Below are 19,769 nucleotides of genomic sequence, written 5' to 3' on the forward strand. Positions count from 1 at the left end.
CGTGAGATGCCGCTGTCCGAGTTCAGTATCCGCCGTCCGATCGCGACTGTGTTGTTGTCGGTCGCGCTCATCCTTGCAGGCGTTTTCAGCTATTTCGCCCTGCCGATCGCCGCGCTTCCGCGCACGGATTTCCCTGTGATCAATGTCTCCGCCGCGTTGCCTGGCGCCTCGCCCGAGACCATGTCGACTTCGGTCGCCATTCCTCTGATCAAGCAGTTCGCCACCATCGCCGGGATCGACACGATTTCGACGACGAATGCACTCGGCTCGACCTCGATATCGATCGAGTTCGTGCTCGGGCGCAACATCGATGCCGCTGCCGCCGACGTGCAGGCGGCCATCACCAGGACGCTCAGGCTGCTGCCGCAGGACATGCCCGCTCCGCCAAGCTACCGCAAGGTCAACCCGGCGGACGCACCGGTTCTGCTCCTGGCGCTGAAGAGCAGCACGGTGCCGCTCACCGACCTCGACGCGATCGCGCAGCAGGTGATTTCGCCGACCCTGTCGGTGCTCGACGGTGTGGCGGAAGTCTCTATCTTCGGCAGCCAGCAATATGCCGTGCGGATTCAGATGCACCCTGACGCGCTTGCCGCGCGCGGTATCTCCGTCGACCAGCTGAAGGGAGCGGTTGCGGCGGCGAACGACAATTCGCCGCTCGGCACTGCGCAGACCAGCGATCGCCAGGCAGCGATCGTTGCCGACACGCAGCGCATGAATGCCGCCAGCTTCGCCGACATCATCGTCAAGAGCGTCGATGGCAAGTCCGTGCGGCTCGGCGATGTCGCAACCGTGATCGATTCCGTTGCCAACAACCAGACGGCAAGCTGGCACGACGGCTCGCGGGCGATCATCCTGGCGATCCAGCGTCAGCCGGATGCGAACACCGTTGAAGTCGTCGACCGGGTACAGGCGCTGCTGCCGTCGCTTCGTCAGTCGCTTCCGGCCTCCGCCTCCATCGAAACGCTCAGCGACCGGTCGATCTCGATCCGCGGGGCGGTGCACGACGTTCAGTTCACGCTGATCCTCACCGTCGGCCTTGTGGTTCTCGTCATCTTTGCCTTCGTTCGCCGCCTCTGGGCGACGCTCATTCCGGCGCTCGCGGTTCCCATCTCGATTATCGCCACCTTTGCGGCCATGTATCCGCTTGGCTTTTCGATCGACAACATCTCGCTGATGGCGCTCACGCTTTCCGTCGGACTTGTGGTGGACGACGCCATCGTCATGCTGGAAAACATCGTGCGGCACATGGAAGCGGATGGCATCGATGCCTTCTCGGCGGCACTCATCGGCTCGCGCGAAATCGGCTTTACCATCGTCGCGATCTCCCTGTCGCTCGTCGCGGTGTTCATTCCGGTGCTTTTGATGGGTGGGGTGATCGGCCGCATTCTCAACGAGTTTGCGATCGTCGTCACCGTTGCCATCCTCGCTTCCGCCTTCGTTTCGCTGACCCTGACGCCGATGCTTGCGGCGCGGCTTCCGGCCCGGGCCGACAGGGGAGGGAGCGTGCGTTGGCCCCAGCGCCTGGATCTTGCCTTCGAGCGCGGATTCGATGGGCTGCTGCGCGCCTATGAACGGCTGCTCGCGATCTGTATGAAAGAGCGCGCGCTGATGCTTCTGCTCTTCCTGTTTACCGTCGTCATCACCGGCTACCAGATCGCCACGATCCCAAAGGGGTTCTTCCCACAGGAGGATATCGGCCAGCTACAGGTTACGACCCAGGCCCGCCAGGATATTTCCTTTGCCGCTATGTCGAAGCTCCAGTCCAATGTGGAGGCCGTCTTTGCCGGCTCGCCCTACGTTGCCCATGTGGCAAGCACAATCGGTTCGGGCGGTACGTCGAGCGCACTCAATTCCGGCCGGCTGTTCGTGGAGTTGAAGCCCAAGGGCGAGCGTCCGCCGCTCGAAGCCGTCCTTGCGGATTTGCGCCGGAAGCTGGCGGCGATCCCCGGCATCCAGGCCTTCATGTCGCCGGTCCAGAACCTTTCGGTCGGATCGCGCGCCTCCGCCAGCCAGTATCAGCTGGTGCTTCAGAGCCTCGATCAGCCGCTGATGAACGAATGGGCCTTGAAGCTTCACGATGCCATGAGCGCGGACCGGACCTTTTTCACCGACGTCAACAGCGACCTTCAGATCAACGCGCCACAAACACGACTGGTGGTCGACCTCGACAAGGCGGCAACGCTCGGGGTCGATGCGAGCGAACTGCGCAGCACGCTCTATGGCAGTTTCGGTACCGAGCAGATCTCGACGATCTATACGGCGGGCGACAGCTACGAAGTGATCCTGGAGCTGGATCCCTCAATGCAGTGGTCGGCGGACCGATTCGACGAACTGCGTGTCGGCAGTGCCAGTGGCGGCCTCGTGCCGCTCGGGGCCTTCGCCCGTGTCGAGACCGTGTCCGGGCCGCTCACCATCAACCAGCTGGGCCAGCTGCCAGCCGTCACGCTGTCCTTCAATCTGCCGGCCCAGGTCGCCCTCGGCGACGCGCTTGCGGAGGTCGATCGCCTCAAGGCACAAATCGGCATGCCGTCTGGCGTGACGACCCGCAATTACGGCACCACGCAGCTGTTCGAGGACGCAGCCGCCAACCAGGGCCTTCTGGTCCTGGCCGCGATCGTCGTCATCTACCTTGTGCTCGGCATCCTCTATGAAAGCCTCATTCATCCGCTGACCGTGCTTTCCGGCTTGCCGTCCGCGATATCCGGGGCGCTCCTTGCCATCTCTTTCGGCGGCTTCGATCTTTCGATCATTGCCATTGTCGGCGTGCTGATGCTGATCGGCATCGTCAAGAAGAATGCGATTATGATGATCGACGTCGCGCTGACGCTGCAGCGCTCCGGCGCGCCGGCCCCCGAGGCCATTCACACGGCCTGCTTGATGCGCTTCCGCCCGATCATGATGACCTCCGTCGCCGCGATCATGAGCACGCTGCCGATCGCGATCGGCTCCGGCGCGAGCGCTGAACTGCGTCAGTCGCTCGGTGTCGCAGTCGTCGGCGGCCTCATGGTGTCGCAGCTCGTGACCCTCTTCGTGACGCCCGTCATCTATCTGTACATGGACGATGTCACGCGGGTTGCCTCCCGCCTTTTTCGCCGGGGACTGCGGATCACACGGGGCAAGCGACCGGCCGAGGCCAGCGATCCACCAGAGCGCGGTTAGGCACTTGCCTGTCCGTTCCGCCCGTCTGCCTGATGAGCCGATGTGAAGACCGCAAGCTGCGCGTCGAATGCGCGCCTGTAGGCTGGACGCGCCTTGCCGCGCGCGACGTAGGCCGAAAGGCTCGGATACTCGCCGAGCAGGCCTGAGCTTTCCAGGCGGCGCAGTACTGTCACCATCATGAGGTCACCGGCGCTGAACGCGCCATCGAGCCACTCGGCATCGGCGAGCCATCTGGACAACTGGGTCAGCCGGAAGCGGATGCGATCTTCGAGCATCAGGAGACGCTCCTCATACCAGGCCTTGTCCCGCTCCAGATAGGTCGTTGCCTCGCGCTCGACGATCGGCGGTTCGACCGTGTTGAGCGCGGCAAACATCCAGGCGATCGCGCGTGCCCGGGCACCGGGGTCACGCGGAAGCAGGCCGGCATGACACTCCGCAATATGCAAAACGATGGCGCCGGTTTCGAACAGGGCAAGATCGCCTTCCTCATAGGTCGGGATTTGCCCGAAAGGCTGGAGCGCGGTGTGGGCGGGCTCCTTCATCGTCTTGAAGGTCACGAGGCGGACCTCATAGGGCTGCCCCACTTCTTCGAGCGCCCAGCGAACGCGCATGTCGCGTGCGAGACCTCGGCCTCGATCGGGCGACTTTTCAAAGGCGGTAATGGTGATCGTCATCTTGTCCTCCACAGATTGCCTGTCTTGAAGACGATTGGTCGACCGGGGCCCCGACATCTGTATTTATCGTCCAGCCGCAGGATTGGATTCACTGTGGCGGCCGTATGCATGATGGGCTCTGTCGAGGCAGCAGAACAGGCTTCAGCCTGAACAAAACATATCCCCCATCGAGATTAGGCAGATGTCATAGCCCAAATGGACAGCTTGTTCCGACAGGATGTCCGCATTATAAATGTATCATAAACGTAATTGTCGAGCGCGATTGAAGTTGATGCCGGCAATTACGTATCGCTTTCGACTTTTGACCATGGATGTATTGGCAGAAGCCTTGAGGGCGAAAAAGAAAAGAAGGCCGGGGCCAGCGCGCTCCGGCCTTTTTTACTTGTCTCCCGCCGCCGCGTCATTTCGGACTGATTGGTGCCTGCGGGCACCCGCCGCGGTCACGCATTGTTCCTGCTCCACCGGGGTTAATCCAGGAGTAGGTTTCCCCGTTTCGTCCTGTGGATGTTCGCGTCCCGTTCGGGCGCGTTTATTAAAAATGTCTGCGTCGGGTTCCGAAGTGCGGCGCGCCTAGGGGCTGCTATGCCGTGCCATCAGCTTGGCCTGAAGCACGACCACGACGAGCAGGAAGGCGCCGCGGATAACGGACTGCCAATAGGCGGAAAGCGAGATCCAGCCAAGACCGTTTTCGAAGTTCAGGATGTTGAATACCATGGCGAGCAGCAGAGCGCCTGCCAAGGTGGCGCCGACAGAGCCTGAGCCGCCTGACAGCAGCGTGCCGCCGACCACCACCGAGGCGATCGCGAAGAGCTCCCAGCCGACGCCTTCGGCGGGTTGCCCGGCGCCGAATTGCGAGGCGAGAATGACGCCGGCAAGCGCGCGCTCGACCTTCAGGCCCATCAGTCCGGCCGTCGCCTCGCCGTCGCCGATCGCCAGGATGTGGCGGCCGATCGGGAGCTTCTCGAGCACGAGCCAGCCGAGCACATAGGCTGCAAGCGCGATCCAGGCGGGAATGGGGAAGCCCAGGAGCTTAAGAGTTGTAAGCCGGTGCGAATCTGCGGTGAAAGACGCGATGGAGAGGCGTAGCAGCACCGCCGTCACAGAAAGAATGACGATGGCATCAAGCCTGGTCGGCGGACGTACCGCTTTTCGACGGCCGTCGGCGACCGAAACCTCTTGACCTGCCCTTGAAACGGAGAATCATCTGCTCAGAATACTGCCGATCCGACGACACGCCTTGCTTAGGGATGGTGGAGGCCTGCAGCAGTGGAGGTATGTTGGGGATGGCCCCGGTTCGCATCGCCATTGTGCTACCGCAACGTCGTGCCAAGTTACGATCGGAGCAAGTGCGGGTGGAGAAAAGATCGCATGAACAGATCCGCAATGACTACCTTCATGCACGAGCGAATCCACAGCCGGGCGAACGACGGTCGGCCGGACACCTAGCCTTCACGAGCTGCGCAAGAAGGGGGTGGTAGTTCATGAACGAAAAAGCACCAGAGATTGGATCCGCTTTACTTGTCGCCCCGACTGCCTCCAGTTTCCAGCCGCTCAACGCCGCCGAAGCAAAGGTCCTTGCCCACTTGCAACTCGGCAATTTCGACAGGTTGGGCAACGGCTTGCTGCCGAAACCGGGAGACACCGATCGCATCGTGCGCGCAGATTTTCTGCGCCTGCTCATTCTTGGCAAGGACGACCTGTGCCTTCACGAGAAGGGGCTGCGGCTGAGCGGTGCTTGGATTACCGGTCTTCTCGACCTTGAAGGTTGTCGAATTCCCCGTGACTTAGGTCTGAAGGATTGTCACTTCGAAGCCTCCCCGGTGTTGAACTCCGCCATTATCGACAACCTGTTTCTGGATGGCTCGATCTTGCCAGGCCTGCAGGCCGAACGGCTCGAGGCGCGTGGCTGCCTTTCCCTTCGCAGCACAACGATAATGGGCGAAATCCGGCTCACGGGCGCGCGCATAGGCGGCAACATTGAGGCGGACGGCGTGTCGATTTCAACGCCAGGGATCGCGGTCGATGCCGGTGGCCTGGAAACCCGAGGTGGCATCCTCTTGCGTGGTGCGGTTGTGCGCGGAGGGATCAATCTTTCGATGGTTCACCTCGGCGGGGACCTCAACGCGACCGGTGCGTGCATCGATCGCCCGGGCGAAGTCGCCTTGAACGGCGACGCGATGGTGGCAGGGGGAGACCTGGCTTTGCGGGGCGCGACCATCACCGGCGAAGTCCGCGTGGTGGGCGCTCGTGTGGGCGGAGACGTGGATTGCACCTCGGCTTCGCTCTCGCAGCCCGAAGGTCATGCACTGAGCCTCAATCGGACGACGATTGCTGGCGCGTTCTTCCTGCGGCAGAACGCGTCCGTAGTCGGTACACTCGACCTCACGGCCACGACAATGGGGGCGATCGATGACGAACAGGCAAGCTGGCCAGAGCGCGGTGATCTGTTGTTGAACCGGTGCCAATACGGCGCCTTCATCGGCGGACCGGTCGATGCGGTAAGCCGGCTGGACTGGTTGTCACGGCAAACTCCTTATCAATGGCAGGCGGATTTCTGGCCGCAGCCTTACGAGCAGCTCTCGATGGTGCTGCGAGAGATGGGACACGAGGAGGATGCCCGCGCCGTTCTTATCACCAAGGAACGCCTGCAACGGCGTGCGCGCCGGGCCCGGACCCGAAATCCGGTGATGCGTGCGGTGCTGCGCGCCATTGACGCTCTACTGGCCGGAACCCTCGGCTATGGGCGCCAGCCGTTGCGAGCGCTGGTTTGGCTCACGTTTTTCTGGGTGATTGGCGCGGGCGTGTTTGCTGTCGCCTATCAGAATGGCGCGATGAAGCCGAGCAGCCCAGTTATCCTACGGTCGCTTGAATGGACAATGTGCGATATTGAGCAGGGCGAAAGCCGTTACATGCCCTCAAGTGGACAGATACTGGCGGGACGGGCGAATGCCGGGGAGAACCAGCTCTCTTGTTTTCGCAACCAGCCGGAAGCTGCCAGTTATCCGGAATTCAATCCGATGATGTATTCACTGGATGTTCTTTTGCCGGTGCTGTCGATCGGGCAGAAAGACTTCTGGCGAGCCAACTCATTGAAGCCTACAGGCGCATTCACTTTGAAATACTACTTTTTTCAGTCGGTGATAGGTTGGGCCTTAAGCCTGCTGGCCGTCGCCGGATTCTCGGGATTGGTCAAATCGAAATAGGCACATCGCTTGCTCTCGACGCGACCCGCCTTAGGCTAAAGTCCGATCGTGATCGTGACGCCCTGCAGCAATCCGAGCGGCGATTAAACAGATGCCACGCTATCGAGCGTTTTGGCTGGACGAGAAAAGGCCGCGGCCGTGCTTTGATTGTTGTTGTACTAATCGTTCCTTGGAGCGGCCGGTACTCAAGCAGCCGCAGCAAGGGCATATCCCGGCCGACTTTGTATTCCCGCAAAGCTCAAAAGCGCCAGATCAATGGAACAACGAACACCGACACGACGAAGAACCAGATCAGTAAAGGCAGGCCGAGCTTCCAATAATCGTTGAAGGCATAGCCGCCCGGACCCATCACCATCAGATTGGTGGGGGTTGCGATCGGGGTTAGGAAGGCGGCTGCGGCCGCCACAGCTGTACTCATCAGCACCGGGCGCGGTGAAATTCCCATTGCCGTCGCTGCCGCCACTCCGATCGGGATGACGATCAGCGCGGTTGCGGTGTTGCTGATCAGTTGGCCCATGGCAGCCGTCAGGACGAAGAGTCCGGCCAGCAGCGCGATAGGGCCGGCATCGCCGACGAGGTTGACAAGGTGTTCCGCCATCAGCTTTGCAGCTCCTGTTTGCACCATGGCGGTGGAAAGTGGCATCATCGCCCCCACGAGGATTACGGTCGTCCAGCCGACGGCGCGATAGGACTGCTCGACGCTCATGATCCCTGACAAGATAGTCGCACCGGCAGCAAGCAGGCCGGCCACCGCGGGCGGAACAACGCCTGTGGCGAGAAGCAGAACCATCGCGATCAAGATGATGACGGCCTGGCGGGCGCCTGGACCCAACGGAACGGCTTGACGGCGGACGAGCTCAGGCGAGTTGACGACCAGGACGTCCGGGTCATCCAAATGGACATCAAGGGCCTTCCAGGTTCCCTGCAGAAGCATGGTGTCCCCTGCCTGCAGCACAATGCCGCCTGTACCTTTGGACGCGCTTCCGGCCGCGATCTGCGTCCCAGCACGCTGTACTGCCAAAACGATCAAGTCGCCGCTATCGGTTACCATGCCCGGGAAAACGGCTTCGCCAATGAGCCCCGAGCGTGGCGGGATGACGACTTCGGCGAGGCCTGAGCTGCGATTGAAGAGCGTTTCCTGGCCGTGGCCCGCCGCCTCGTCGTCGCGAAAGGCGAGATGCATCTTGGCGGCGAACACGGCGGCGCTCTCAGCCTCTCCGCGCACAAGGAGATGATCCCCTTCGGCTAATTGCTTTCGCCGAATAGGACTGGCGGTCTCGCCTTCCTGAATGGCGACCAGCTGCAGCCCTTGATAGGGAGACAGATCTATCTCGGATAATGATGCACCGACGAGGGGCGAGCTGGCGCGCACACGCATCTGATAGATACCGGTCGCCAGGCCATATTGCTCCACGAGTGTCTTGGCATGCTGGCTGAAGTCGGCAGGCATGGTTGCCCCGTTGCGTTCGGGCAGAAGCTGTTTTCCGAAAAGCACGATGATTGCCATGGTCCCGGCGAGAAGCGGAACACCTACCAGGGCGAATTCGAAGAAACTGAAACCTCGGCCTTGCGCGTCGATGGCTGCTTCCGACACAAGAACGTTGACCGGTGTTCCTGTCAGCGCAAGCATGGAGCCGGCATGCGCGGAAAAGACGAGTGGCATGAGCAATTGGGAGGAATTTCGCCGCAGGCGGACGGCGATGACCACCACCACAGGCAGAAGCGCTGCGACAGCACCGTTAACGCTTATCAGCGCTGTGAGAAGGGAGACGAGCACCATGGTGAGGACCAAGAGCCTGGAGCGGCTTTCTTCGCCCGCCCCGCGGATGAGCAGCTGCCCTGCCCAAGCAGTGACGCCAGTGATCTCCAGCCCGGAACTGATGACAAAAAGCGACGCGATAAAGATGACAGCCGGGTCGCCGAAGCCACCGAGGGCCTGTCCAAGTGAAAGCACGCCAGTCGCCCACAGCGCTAATGCAGTCAGCATCGCCACGACGACGACCGGCAGCTTGTTCCAGACGAAGAGGAAGACGGTAACGGCGATAATGGTGGCGGTGTATGCTATCGGGCTCAATCGTTCCGCTCCTCATTTGGTCCAATCGGACCCTCCAAACCACACGACTGCCGACAGGTGGCGTCGACCTACACAATGCATCCGGTGAGCCTGCCTCCGATATCATGCACTTGCGCGCTCGTTGAGGCTCTTGCACTGCCAGATCGGCGGTTGAGCACGGTGGCGCCGCCGATCTGGCAGGCAAAGGGTCAGCGAAGCAGCTAGTCGTCCATGGTCGCCATAAGAATGCCCAAGCGGCAGCCTTTTTCGTACTCCCTTAGGTTCACATATTCCTTGATGGTGTGGATCTCCGCCTGGCCCGCACCGATCGTGATTGTGGGGACGCCGTGCTTGTCAAGCCAATTGGCGTCCAAGCCACCATTTGAAAAGACGTAGACCGGTTCGATGCCGAGGATACCCAGCGCCTTGACCGCACGCTTCACAATCGGCGTGTCCTTCCCAAGCTCGAATGGCGGATAAGCCGGCTTGTGGCTAAATTTCACGTCTGCCACATCGCCCTTGTCATCCACCACCTCGTTCTGGGCTTTGACGAAGGCTTCCTTGTACCCGATGGCAATTTTTGTCGCGAAAGCCGCTTCAGGGCTGCGCGCCTCTCCCTTGAGGAAAGCGTAATCGGTAACCACGTTGGTGGCGTCTCCGGCGGGTTTGTCGCCCTTGCCGCCGAAGATACCGATATTGCTGGTGCCCCGGCCATCCTGCTTGACCACTTTGCCGAACCAACCGCTGCGCTTTACCTCGGCCAGCCCCAATGCTCCGACCAACGTCGCGGAGATCCCCTTCTCCGGCGCAACCCCCGCATGCGACGCTCTGCCCGTGATCTCGACTTCCCAATTCTCCTGCCCGACCGCACCCACGATCAGGTCCGAAGCCGACTGACCATCGACATTGATGCACATGACAGCACCATTGAGGTCAGCAGGGTTGAGTTCCCTTGCGCCATGCAGACCGCTTTCTTCGCGCACGGTAAACAACAGGGTGAGGGGAGGGTGCGGCAAGTTGTGCTTGATCAGTGTTTCCGCAACAACGACAAGAAGGGCAACTCCCGTGCGCGCATCACCGCCAAGCGCGGTCGTGCCATCGGATACAATGCGGTCGCCCTCTCGGCGTGGCTTGGCGCCGGCGCAAAGCGGCACCGTGTCAAGGTGGGTTGAAAAGAGCAGACGTGGTCCGGGACGCGTTCCTGGTATATCCACGATCAGATTGCCCGTTTCGGTCGGCAACGGAATTCGCTTGTTGACGTCGTCGAAGCGAATTGCGGAGTCGGGCACCCCGATTTTCTTCAAGGCGTCGCATACAGCCAAGCCGATGTTCTTTTCCTGTCCGGTAACACCCTCCACCGAAAGGAATCGGATCAGATGTTCTTCCGCCGCGGTGACGTCGAGAGGAATTGAGAAATTGCTCATGATATCCATCCGGTTGTTTGCATATGGTTTCGATCCGAGGTGTCCAAAAGGCCGTTACAGGCCCCACGGCAGGCCAACGGCCTTCCAGAAAGCGAAGAGACCCGTCCACAACACGAACATCAGCACGACATACGGGAGCATCATGGAGACGATCGTACCGACGCCGGCAGACTTGTCGTACTTCTGGGCAAAACCGACGACGAGCGCGAAATAGGCGTTGAGCGGGGTGATGGCGTTCATCGGAGAGTCGCCGACGCGATATGCCGCTAAGACAGCTTCCGGCTCGACGCCGAGTTTCATCAAAAGCGGCACGAAGACGGGAGCAAAGATTGCCCATTTTGCAATCGCCCCCGTCAGCAGCAAGTCGATGATCGCGACCACGACGATGAAGCCTATCAGGAGCGGCAGAGGCCCGATATTGGCAGCCTGCAGGGCGCCAGACAGGCTCAACGCCATGACGGTGCCGATGTTGGTGTAGGTAAAGTAGGCAACGAACTGGCTGAGAACGAAGAAAAGGAAGATGGTTCCGCCCATGTTCTTGATCGATTTCTCAATCGCCGCAATCACCTCGGCCAGGCTTCGCATCGTCCCCGCACCGATACCGTAGGTCCATCCTGTCACCAGAAAGATCAGCATGATGAGAGCAATGAGGCCGTTCATGAAAGGTGAATTCCCGATGAGCTCCCCAGTAGTGGGATTGCGCAATGGAGCGCCGCTTGGGATCGTCAAAAGCAGGAATACGGCAAGGAGGGCCACGAGCCCGTAGAGGGCAAACCGCAAGCCTCGTGCTTCCTCTTCGGAGAGCGTGGCCCCTCGCGGCTGAACGCTGCCTTCAGCGGCTTCGGGGTTATATTCTCCTAGCCGTGGCGCGATGATGCGATCGGTTATGAAAGCGATCACGATAGTCAAGAACACCACCGAGGCGGTTGAGAACCAAATGTTGGATGCCAGGCCGATTGATCGATTGGGATCTACGAGATGGGCCGCATCATTGGTGAATTCGACAAGGACGGCATCGAGTGGCTTGATTAGCATATTCACTGTAAAGGCGGCGGCCACGGCCGCGAAGCCGAGCGCAAGGCCTGCAAGCGGATGCCGGCCGACCGCCAGATAGGCGACGCCGGCAAGCGGTATCAGCACCAGATAACCGGCGTCTGCGGCAATGCTCGCGAGGATGCCGACGAAGGCGAGGATATAGGTCAGCGCCCACCTGGGCGAAACGATGACGAGCTTGCGGATCAGCGCAGTGACCAGGCCGGATTCCTCTGCGACACCCGCGCCGATCATCGCTGCGATCATCAGCCCTACGGCAGTGAAGCTCATGAAGTTGGGAATGAGCGAAGAGTAGAGAAAGCGTATCCCCTCCACACTGACCAAGCTGCGGATGGCCGCCGTCGCCTGTTCTATCTCATGCGTTTCCGGATTGATGCGCTCGTAGGTGACAGACGCTCCAAACGCGCCGAGCACGGCTGAAAGAACAATGACAATGCCGATCAGAATCAGGAAGATAACCACCGGGTGGGGAACCATGTTGCCCACCTTCTCGACACCGTCGAGAAATCTCTGCATCACAGTCTTTGATGCTACATTGGCAGTGGCCATATCGTGCCTCCGTTTTAGCTAAAAGGCGTATCCCGTGGGAGACTTGGGACCTCGAGGTTCGGGTGGTGTGTTTTCTTGACGGTGGTTCAACACTCATCGGCCTGACCCGAGCCAGACGGCCGTTGCTGCCGACTTGATGTCTTTTGCGAGAGGCCGGGATGGACCTCCCGGCCCGAAGCCCCTCACTTCTCACTGCGTGGGGAAGTGGAGGACAGAAGAACGCGCCAGATCATCGTCGCGACACGCCGGTTCAGCGCGGGCATGGCCCAACATACTCGCGGCCGGTGCGACGATCCCGGAACCGGCATTGGCCCGGCTGGCCAGCCACATTTCCGATGATGGCTCCTGAAACACCGCCGATTGCAGCACCGACGGCGGCACCGCGGACATCGTTTCTGATAGCGCCACCAACCACTGCACCAGTTGCCGCACCGATGCCGGCACCCTGTTGGGTCGGTGAGCAGCTAGCCAGCGCCAAACCTGCCAAAATGCACAGCAGCAACTTCTTCATCACATTCCCCTATGTAACGTCCAACCGATATGAAGGTCGCGGCAGAAGCTATGCGCGCCGTCACTAAAGTATTATGTCGCTTCAAGTTTGGCTGTGATCAGCATGGAATCCCAAAACTACGCTCCGGGTCCAAATTTGTTGGCCGGAGCAGGGGATAAAGCCGGGAATGAAGCCCCGGAAGCGATCATCCGCGTTCCAGGTGTCGGCGCGTAAAGCATATTTCTGCGTGGTGCAGACCGGAAAGCAGAAAGTGTCTTTAAAACCCGTGGCTTGCCGTGATCTGGGGGAAGATCGACGCGGTGCATGCAGCCGAGATAAATGCACAAGGATGTCGATTGAGCTGTTCAAGACCTTCAGAGGCCACAACGGATTGCGCGCCCTGACCGCGCGGGGACGCGCCGAGACCGATTGGTAAAGTCGACCGGAACCTTTACGCTTTTCCAGCGAGATAGCTGTTCATGAGGAGGGAGTTCAGAGACAAGGCCGCTCCTCGTTGCATGTCCCCAGACGGGATCCGCGGATGCTTGATTCCGCACCAGCCCGCTTCGCGAGCCTCCTTCGGCGTCATGCCGAATTCGCGTCGGAAGGTTCGGCTGTATGTCGATGCGTCCGTGAACCCCCACTCCTCGGCGATCGCGGAGATCGACCGCCTATCCATGTCGTCGGCAAGGATGTCCCTGGTGCGCAGCAGACGTTGGCGCCGGATATGGTTGGAGATACCTCCGTTCGGCTCAAAAATCCGGTATAGACGGGACCGCGAGACGTCCAGATCTCGGCACAGTCTTTCCGGAGAGAGATCGCGATCGGCGAGCTGTGCCGCGATGAGCTTGTTCGCACGCGCCATGATCACCGCGTTGATAGGCCCCTCCGCTTCAAGAACGTGATTGTGGGATAAGGTGACGCATGCGGTGAGCAGGTTGGTCGTCGCAACGGCGATGTATTCGGCATCACGCTCGGTTCTGTCCGGAAGCGAATGATGAAGGAGCTGGATGTAGTCGGTGATGAAGGTTGCCATTTCCGGGCGGATGGAGAGATCGAAAGGCTGCGAGAATGCGAAGTCCCTTGGGAGGAAAAGGGCAAGAACGCCATCGTCCTCGGCCTGGCCTTCATGCGGGGCTGCAAGGCAGTGCCAACGCAGCTTCCCGACGTGCCCCTTCCCCCCGTTCGAGGGAAGCGTATACGGGATGCTAAGAAGCCAATGATCGAAAACCGGGTTCTTCTTGCTACTCCAACGCCGGCGATAGCCGGTGCCGGGATATTCCAGTGACAACAGTGCAAGATTGCCGAGTTGCCAAACCCGCTGGCGGGCGCCGAATGATTCGAATTTGTCCCGCAGGAGCGTGATGTCCACAAGGCTGGCGTGCCAGGTCCTGTATAGGTCGAACTGTTCAGCCGGTGGTGCCTCGGACGTGTCAACGTCGATGACACACTTCAGTGGCGCCTGTTCTTTACCCTCAGCGGCAACTTGAACTCTGTTCTGCATGGCAAACCACCCGGATCGTCAGGGTTGGGCGCTATAGGCGAGACTTGTCCCGCCATTAAATTTGAACATATGCAAGGAATCCCAATTTTGGACGCGACATCCACTTCTTGGCCGGGGTGGTACTGAGAATGATCAGGCCCTGCATGTTTCAGGCACACGTACTGCACTTTCAGCAACTGGCGTTTATCGACAGCCCCAGCGAGTTGTTGATCAGGAGGCTGTTGAGGGTGCTGGTATTGCCTACGGGCTGGTCGATGCTCAGCCAGGTGGAATGCTGTACTCCCTGCCATCCGAGCGCTCGCGCTTCCTTTGGTGATAAACCGAATTCCTGTTTGAACATGCGACTATAGGTCGAAGGGTCCATGAACCCCATGCACTCGGCAATATGGGAGACTGAGCGTCCGTCTGCACTGTCCGCAAGAGCGCTGCGCGTCTCGAGCAGGCGCTTGCGGCGGATAAAATTCGAGATGCCCCCGGCAGGCTCGAAAATTCGATAGAGGCGGGATCGGGAAACCCCGACGCTTCGGCAGAGATCGTCCGGGGTCAGTTCCGGATCGGCGAGCCTTGCGTCGATCACGCGAATGGCGCGAGCGATGATCACGGCGTCGATCGGAGCCTGCGCCTCCTCAAGCTTTTCACGCGAAGGGGCAAGTGTTGCTGCGACGATGTGCGTAGTTGCCGCGACGATCCCGGAAACGTTGCTTCGCTTGAGGTTGGCCAGATTGCGATGGAGCAGGACCAAATAATCTGCGAAGAATTCGGCGGCGCTGTCAGTGATTTCCGGGTGAAGAGGGGCAGAAACCGTTGTGTGGGGAAGGAAAAGTGCGATGAACCTGCCTTCCGTTTCGCAGACGTCGGGTACCGCCAAGTTCCTCATGCGAAGCGTTCGCCGGCATTTTTCATCGGCCGCCAAATTCACGGTAACGAGCCAATGGTCGACGACCGGCTTTCTTTTATGCTCCCAACGGAGGAGATGCAGCGAAGAGGATTCGATCGCGGCAAACGCAAAGTCGCCAAGCTGCCAGATCTTCTCGTTCGCCTCGAAGGTAACGGCATCGCCACACCGAAGGCTGACATCAACGATATCTGAATGCCACGTGCGAAAGTACTCGAAGCGCTGCGGCGCAGATGCATAGTTTGTGCTACATTCGATCGCGCATTGTAGAGGCGCATCCTGAAAAGGATCGATCGCTTTCCGTTCTACCCGAGCGTCCATGATAGCTCCTTGAACTCAAGAGTAATCAGGCGCGAATTCCGCCACTGTTCGCGCGTATTGCACAATCAAGAGAAAAACCTATTCGACAAAACGCTGCAATGCCGATTTTATACTAAAAATAACTCGTGGCGAACGTCTTTAACAATGCATGACATCCGTGAACCGAGGGTACGGAACGGCACAGGCGACAAGCTGCAGTGACGCCGTTCCGGCGGTCGATAACCCCGACATCCTCTTCGGTGGTGACAGGGGCGAGGTCCCCTACAGTCGCATTATCGTCTCCGTTCCCCGTGAGCTTGGGGCGCGCACACTCCAGCTTCCACGGCACGTTCCTGGAAATCTCAAGCGCGACTTTGTCGTAAATGCCGTGACGCCGATTAGCCGGCAGGACATCGCATCTGCCTTCCATGCCAACGGCCCGCGCAAAAGCCGCGTCTTTCTCTTCGTGCATGGTTACAGCACCACATTCGATCGAGCCGTTTTCCGTTTCGCGCAGCTGGTTCATGACGCCGATGCGCAGGCGGTGCCGATCCTCTTTTCCTGGCCGTCATGCGGCCGCTTTCTCGACTACAAGCGCGATATGGACAATGCGTCCTATTCGCGTTCGGTCCTCGCACAACTACTTCAGACTACAATCGACAGTCCAGCAATCGACGAGGTCGTCGTGCTCGCCCATTCGATGGGCGCTTGGCTCGCCGTCGAAGCGGTCAGGCAGGTCGCTCTGCAGCACGGTGGCACGCCCGGCAAGATCACGAGCCTCATTCTCGCATCGTCCGACCTCGATGTCGGTGTTTTTCGGCGCCAAGCCGAGGATATGGGGCCGAAGCGTCCGTGGATTACGATCTTCGTTGCTCAGCACGACCGGGCGTTCCAGCTGTCGCAGTTCATTTCGCGCGGCGGGGCACGTCTCGGCGGGATAGACCTGTCGCGGGAAGACTACCAGCAGGCGTATTGGGCCTTGCGGGCATCGCCGTGCTGGATCTCAGCGCGTTGAGTTCGGGCGACCGGGTCAATCGCGCTCTTTATGTCACCAGCCCCGACGTCGTCCGCCTGATCGGCGACAGGTTGTCGGAGGGGCAGGTGATCACCGATGTCGACGTCGCGCTGCCGACAACCGCAGTGGATGCGCTCGGTTCCGCAGCAACCTTTGTCGTGACCGCTCCCATCCTGACCTTCGATATCGCCGCAAGTCGCTAAGCGTGAATTCCCCGGCCGACCTGGAGGGGGCGTCGAGGTAAAAAAACGGAACGGCCAGCACAGTTTTGGGATTATGGGCTCATCCTTGTCGACGCGTCAATTGGTATCGTCCCCGATCGCCGGGGTAGGCCGCACCTCGGCCTGCATTTACGGCCGATCCCGCCTGTGAACCGAAGGCGAGGTTTGGCGCGAGCATGGCATCCCGCAATGTTGGCGTTTCAAATGAGAGGATCTCGACATGAGTGATCTGGTTTTCATCGCATTCCCGACGGAAGAAAAGGCAGAGGAGGTGCGCCAGAGGGTGCTTTCGCTGCAGCGGGAATATCTGATCGAGCTCGGCGATGCCGTTGTCGTGGTGAAGAATGAGAAGGGGCAGATCAAGTTGAACCAGCTCGTCAATCTCACCGCGCGCGGCGCGGTATCCGGTGCTTTTTGGGGCACACTTATCGGCGCCATCTTCCTGATGCCGCTCGTTGGAACGGCGCTCGGTGCAGCATCCGGCGCGCTCGGCGGCGAACTCAGTGACATTGGTATCAATGACAGGTTCATGAAGGAATCCGCGGGGGCGCTTCAGCCGGGAACGGCCGGTCTTTTCCTGCTGGTGCGAAAGATGACGACCGACAAGGTTCTGGCCGATCTCAAGGGTGTGGGCGGTGAACTCTTGCAGACATCGTTCGACGAGACCAAGGAAGCCGCTTTGCGCGAAGCGCTATCCGCCGCCCAGTCCGAGGTCGAGAAGGTTCCAGCTGCGAACCTGTGAGGGGAGCCTGAAAAATCGCACCTCACTGAGGCCGGGCGTGATAGCCTCCTGTCTCGGCGCCACTTGCTGAGGCTTCAACCGGCCTGGGGTTCGCCGAGTGCGGCAACCACGCGCAGGGGATGAGTTGTGACCGAAATTCAAAGCACAGGTCTCATCATCTTTGCCACGATTGCGCTGTTTGCGTGGAACAGGCTTCCGGTTATCGCCGTCGCCTTCGTTGCAGCTCTTTCCCTGTGGGCCGCTGACCTTGTCAGCCTCGAGCAGGCTTTCGCGGGGTTCGGTGACCGTGCCGTCCTGTTCATTGCCAGTCTCTTCGTGGTGAGTGCCGCGCTCGAAAGGACGGGCGTGACGGCATGGGCCGGGCAGGTCCTAATGGCACGAGCAGGCGAGAACAATCGTGACCGGCTTCTTCTCATTCTCATGATCGCCGTAGGCAGCCTGACTTCGCTCGTCAGCGGAAGCGGCGCGGTTGCGGCGCTGATGCCCGTCGCGGTGTTAGCGGCGGTGCGTGTGGGTCACTCGCCCGCCCAGTTACTCATGCCGCTGGCCTTTTCCGCGCATGCCGGGGCCAACCTGCTCTTGACTGGCGCTCCGAAGAACTTTCTTGTCTCGGAGGCGCTCGAAGAGGCGGGACTTGGAGGGTTCGCATTCGCCGAATTTTCCCTTGTCGGCGTACCCTTGCTTGCTGGAACCGTTCTCATCATCCTCCTCCTCGGCAAGCGCCTGCTGCCCGGCCACAGCGGCGCGCGGCTACCCGCCGATTTCAGCCGGCACGCTCAAACCCTCGTCGAGCACTACGGTTTGAGCGATGGACTGTTTCGGCTGCGTGTCAGGAAGAGTTCCCAACTTGTCGGCCTATCGCCAGACGACATCGATCTGGGAGGCTTTGGCGATTTGCAGGTCATGGCCGTACAGGCCTCCGCGTCGGGCCTTCCGGTGCGAGGCCGCGCGATTACATCGGAAGATTACCTGCTTGTTCGCGGCGCTGCACAATCCGTCGCCGAAGCGGCGTCTCACCTGCATCTGGCCGTTCGCGAAGACGCTGAAGGCGGAAATCCAGCCTTCAATCGTCGGTCGGGTCTGGCCGAAGTGATGATCCCTCCGCGCTCCGGGCTGATCGGGCAGCCGATGTACCCCGGCGTGGCAACCGAAGATGGTGACCTGATCGTCCTGGCGGTGCAGCGGCGCGGCGAAGAAATCGACTACACCAAGCCGGAACTGAAGGCGGGAGACACCATCCTTCTCGAAGGGAGCTGGGAGGCCCTCGACCGGCGACTAGATGATCCCGATGTGCTCGTCGTCGATTCGCCTGATCTCGTCCGCCGGCAGGCCGTGCCCATGGGGCCGGGGGCGGGGATCGCCGTCGCCACGCTCCTCGGGCTCGTCGTCGTGCTGGTGGTGAACATCGTGCCGCCCGCTGTCGCAGGCCTTCTGTCCGCCTGCATCCTCATTGGGGCGGGGGTGGTCACGGTTGAACAATCCTACCGCGCCGTCCACTGGACCACGGTAATCCTGGTTGGGGCGATGATGCCGATCTCGACGGCGATGATTGAGTCCGGCACGGCGGAGTTCGTGGCCGACGAGCTAGTGTCTGCAATCGGTTCCGCCGGGCCGACGGCGCTCCTTGGAGGGCTTTTCCTGCTCACTGCGTCCCTAGGACAGATAATGAGCAATACGGCAACGACGATGCTGGTCATTCCGATTGCGATGGCCGCAGCGGCGGGCATGCACATCGCGCCGCAGCCGGTCCTGATGAGCCTTTGCATCGCCAGTTCGGCATCGTTCATGACGCCGATCGCCACGACAACAAATATGATGGTGATGGGGCCGGGTGGGTATAAGTTCGGTGATTACTGGAAGCTCGGCACACCACTCATGGCCTGGTACTTCGTCGTGGCCGTTTTCATCGTCCCGTTGATCTGGCCACTCTAGATGTGCAGACTCAATGGGTTACCCTGGATTGAGGCGATTGGCCGGTGTCGCTCAATCTAGACTGCCGTGAGGACGGTGCCAACAGTAGGTATGGTCTACGCGCAAGCCGGCACATAAGCCCATTCCCTCAAGACAGTGGTCCGGATGAAACGCTGTGGGCCCCCAGCTAACGAATTACAGACTCGGCCGGATTTGTGCCTTCGTCCGAGAAAGAGTTACGCGGCTGACGATCGCCGGCTCGATATCCGTTTCGAAGGAGCTATGCTTGCTGGTCAGACGCTGCATGCAAAGGTCGACGATCGTTGGCACATCCCTTTGCCGATAGTACACAAATAGAGACACAGCGCATGGCTTTGGGACAGGCAACTAGTTGTTCGCCCGCCGATATTTGCAAAGATATCTCGTCGCAATGCTGCGGCCCCGTAAAGGGAAGAGTTCATTTCGGAGAGGGAAAATGCGAAAAGCGTCTTTGATGCGTCCATGCTCGCAGGCTGTACCTCGAACGAACAGCGCGTGGAGGGAGCGACCGTCGCCGGAGTTGCCGCCGCGCCGCGA

Annotated in this window: 13 protein-coding genes and 1 pseudogene; 6 read left to right on the forward strand and 8 right to left on the reverse strand. The window is 60.2% G+C overall.

Annotated elements, in window-relative coordinates; genetic code table 11:
- Nucleotides 1-6: 6 nt before the first annotated feature.
- Nucleotides 7-3,159: an efflux RND transporter permease subunit gene (locus C1A35_RS07400; RefSeq protein ID WP_104663703.1), complete on the forward strand. Its 3,153-nt coding sequence runs from the start codon at nucleotides 7-9 to the stop codon at nucleotides 3,157-3,159.
- On the opposite strand, the gene C1A35_RS07405 is transcribed toward C1A35_RS07400, so the two are convergent.
- Both C1A35_RS07405 and C1A35_RS07410 read right to left on the reverse strand, forming a co-directional pair.
- Nucleotides 3,156-3,833 carry a glutathione S-transferase family protein gene (locus tag C1A35_RS07405; protein WP_104663704.1) on the reverse strand — a complete coding sequence of 226 codons (678 nt, stop codon included), beginning with the start codon at nucleotides 3,831-3,833 and terminating at the stop codon, nucleotides 3,156-3,158. The two genes, C1A35_RS07400 and C1A35_RS07405, sit on opposite strands and share 4 nt — an antisense overlap.
- A 570-nt stretch (nucleotides 3,834-4,403) precedes the next feature.
- Nucleotides 4,404-4,958, reverse strand: a pseudogene (locus C1A35_RS07410) (ABC transporter permease); the annotation flags it as partial.
- Between the two features lie 356 nt (nucleotides 4,959-5,314).
- Between C1A35_RS07410 and C1A35_RS07415 the strand changes: the two are divergent.
- Nucleotides 5,315-7,036: a hypothetical protein gene (locus tag C1A35_RS07415; RefSeq protein ID WP_104663705.1), complete on the forward strand. Its 1,722-nt coding sequence runs from the start codon at nucleotides 5,315-5,317 to the stop codon at nucleotides 7,034-7,036.
- A gap of 238 nt (nucleotides 7,037-7,274) precedes the next feature.
- On the opposite strand, the gene C1A35_RS07420 is transcribed toward C1A35_RS07415, so the two are convergent.
- From C1A35_RS07420 to C1A35_RS07445, 6 genes are all read right to left on the reverse strand, one after another.
- Nucleotides 7,275-9,110 carry an SLC13 family permease gene (locus tag C1A35_RS07420; protein WP_104663706.1) on the reverse strand — a complete coding sequence of 612 codons (1,836 nt, stop codon included), beginning with the start codon at nucleotides 9,108-9,110 and terminating at the stop codon, nucleotides 7,275-7,277.
- Between the two features lie 200 nt (nucleotides 9,111-9,310).
- Complete coding sequence (locus C1A35_RS07425) at nucleotides 9,311-10,513, reverse strand: M20/M25/M40 family metallo-hydrolase (RefSeq protein WP_440271502.1); 1,203 nt, start codon at nucleotides 10,511-10,513, stop codon at nucleotides 9,311-9,313.
- Nucleotides 10,514-10,567: 54 nt separating this feature from the next.
- Nucleotides 10,568-12,115 carry an AbgT family transporter gene (locus C1A35_RS07430; protein ID WP_104663708.1) on the reverse strand — a complete coding sequence of 516 codons (1,548 nt, stop codon included), beginning with the start codon at nucleotides 12,113-12,115 and terminating at the stop codon, nucleotides 10,568-10,570.
- A 250-nt stretch (nucleotides 12,116-12,365) separates the two neighbouring features.
- The gene (locus C1A35_RS07435; protein ID WP_104663709.1) at nucleotides 12,366-12,626 is read right to left on the reverse strand and encodes a YMGG-like glycine zipper-containing protein; all 261 of its coding nucleotides are present in this window, start codon (nucleotides 12,624-12,626) and stop codon (nucleotides 12,366-12,368) included.
- 430 nt (nucleotides 12,627-13,056) lie between these two features.
- Nucleotides 13,057-14,109: a helix-turn-helix domain-containing protein gene (locus C1A35_RS07440; protein ID WP_104663710.1), complete on the reverse strand. Its 1,053-nt coding sequence runs from the start codon at nucleotides 14,107-14,109 to the stop codon at nucleotides 13,057-13,059.
- 169 nt (nucleotides 14,110-14,278) lie between these two features.
- A complete protein-coding gene (locus C1A35_RS07445) occupies nucleotides 14,279-15,325 on the reverse strand; it encodes a helix-turn-helix domain-containing protein (RefSeq protein WP_104663711.1) in 1,047 nt (348 codons plus the stop codon).
- Between the two features lie 148 nt (nucleotides 15,326-15,473).
- Between C1A35_RS07445 and C1A35_RS07450 the strand changes: the two genes are divergently transcribed.
- The 4 genes from C1A35_RS07450 (at nucleotide 15,474) to C1A35_RS07460 (ending at nucleotide 19,214) form a co-directional block, all read left to right on the forward strand.
- Nucleotides 15,474-16,319 carry an alpha/beta hydrolase gene (locus tag C1A35_RS07450; protein WP_234822818.1) on the forward strand — a complete coding sequence of 282 codons (846 nt, stop codon included), beginning with the start codon at nucleotides 15,474-15,476 and terminating at the stop codon, nucleotides 16,317-16,319.
- Nucleotides 16,298-16,522 (forward strand): hypothetical protein, encoded by a 225-nt coding sequence (locus C1A35_RS36645; RefSeq protein ID WP_234822819.1) that lies wholly within the window; start codon nucleotides 16,298-16,300, stop codon nucleotides 16,520-16,522. Before C1A35_RS07450 ends, C1A35_RS36645 begins: the two co-directional genes overlap by 22 nt.
- 238 nt (nucleotides 16,523-16,760) lie before the next feature.
- On the forward strand, nucleotides 16,761-17,282 hold the full coding sequence (locus C1A35_RS07455) for a DUF1269 domain-containing protein (RefSeq protein WP_104663712.1): 522 nt from the start codon (nucleotides 16,761-16,763) through the stop codon (nucleotides 17,280-17,282).
- A 126-nt stretch (nucleotides 17,283-17,408) separates the two neighbouring features.
- Complete coding sequence (locus C1A35_RS07460; protein ID WP_104663713.1) at nucleotides 17,409-19,214, forward strand: SLC13 family permease; 1,806 nt, start codon at nucleotides 17,409-17,411, stop codon at nucleotides 19,212-19,214.
- The last annotated feature ends 555 nt before the right edge of the window (nucleotides 19,215-19,769 follow it).

The organism is Ensifer adhaerens (genome assembly GCF_002940685.1).
In the GTDB taxonomy this organism is placed as follows: Bacteria; Pseudomonadota; Alphaproteobacteria; order Rhizobiales; family Rhizobiaceae; genus Ensifer; species Ensifer adhaerens_E.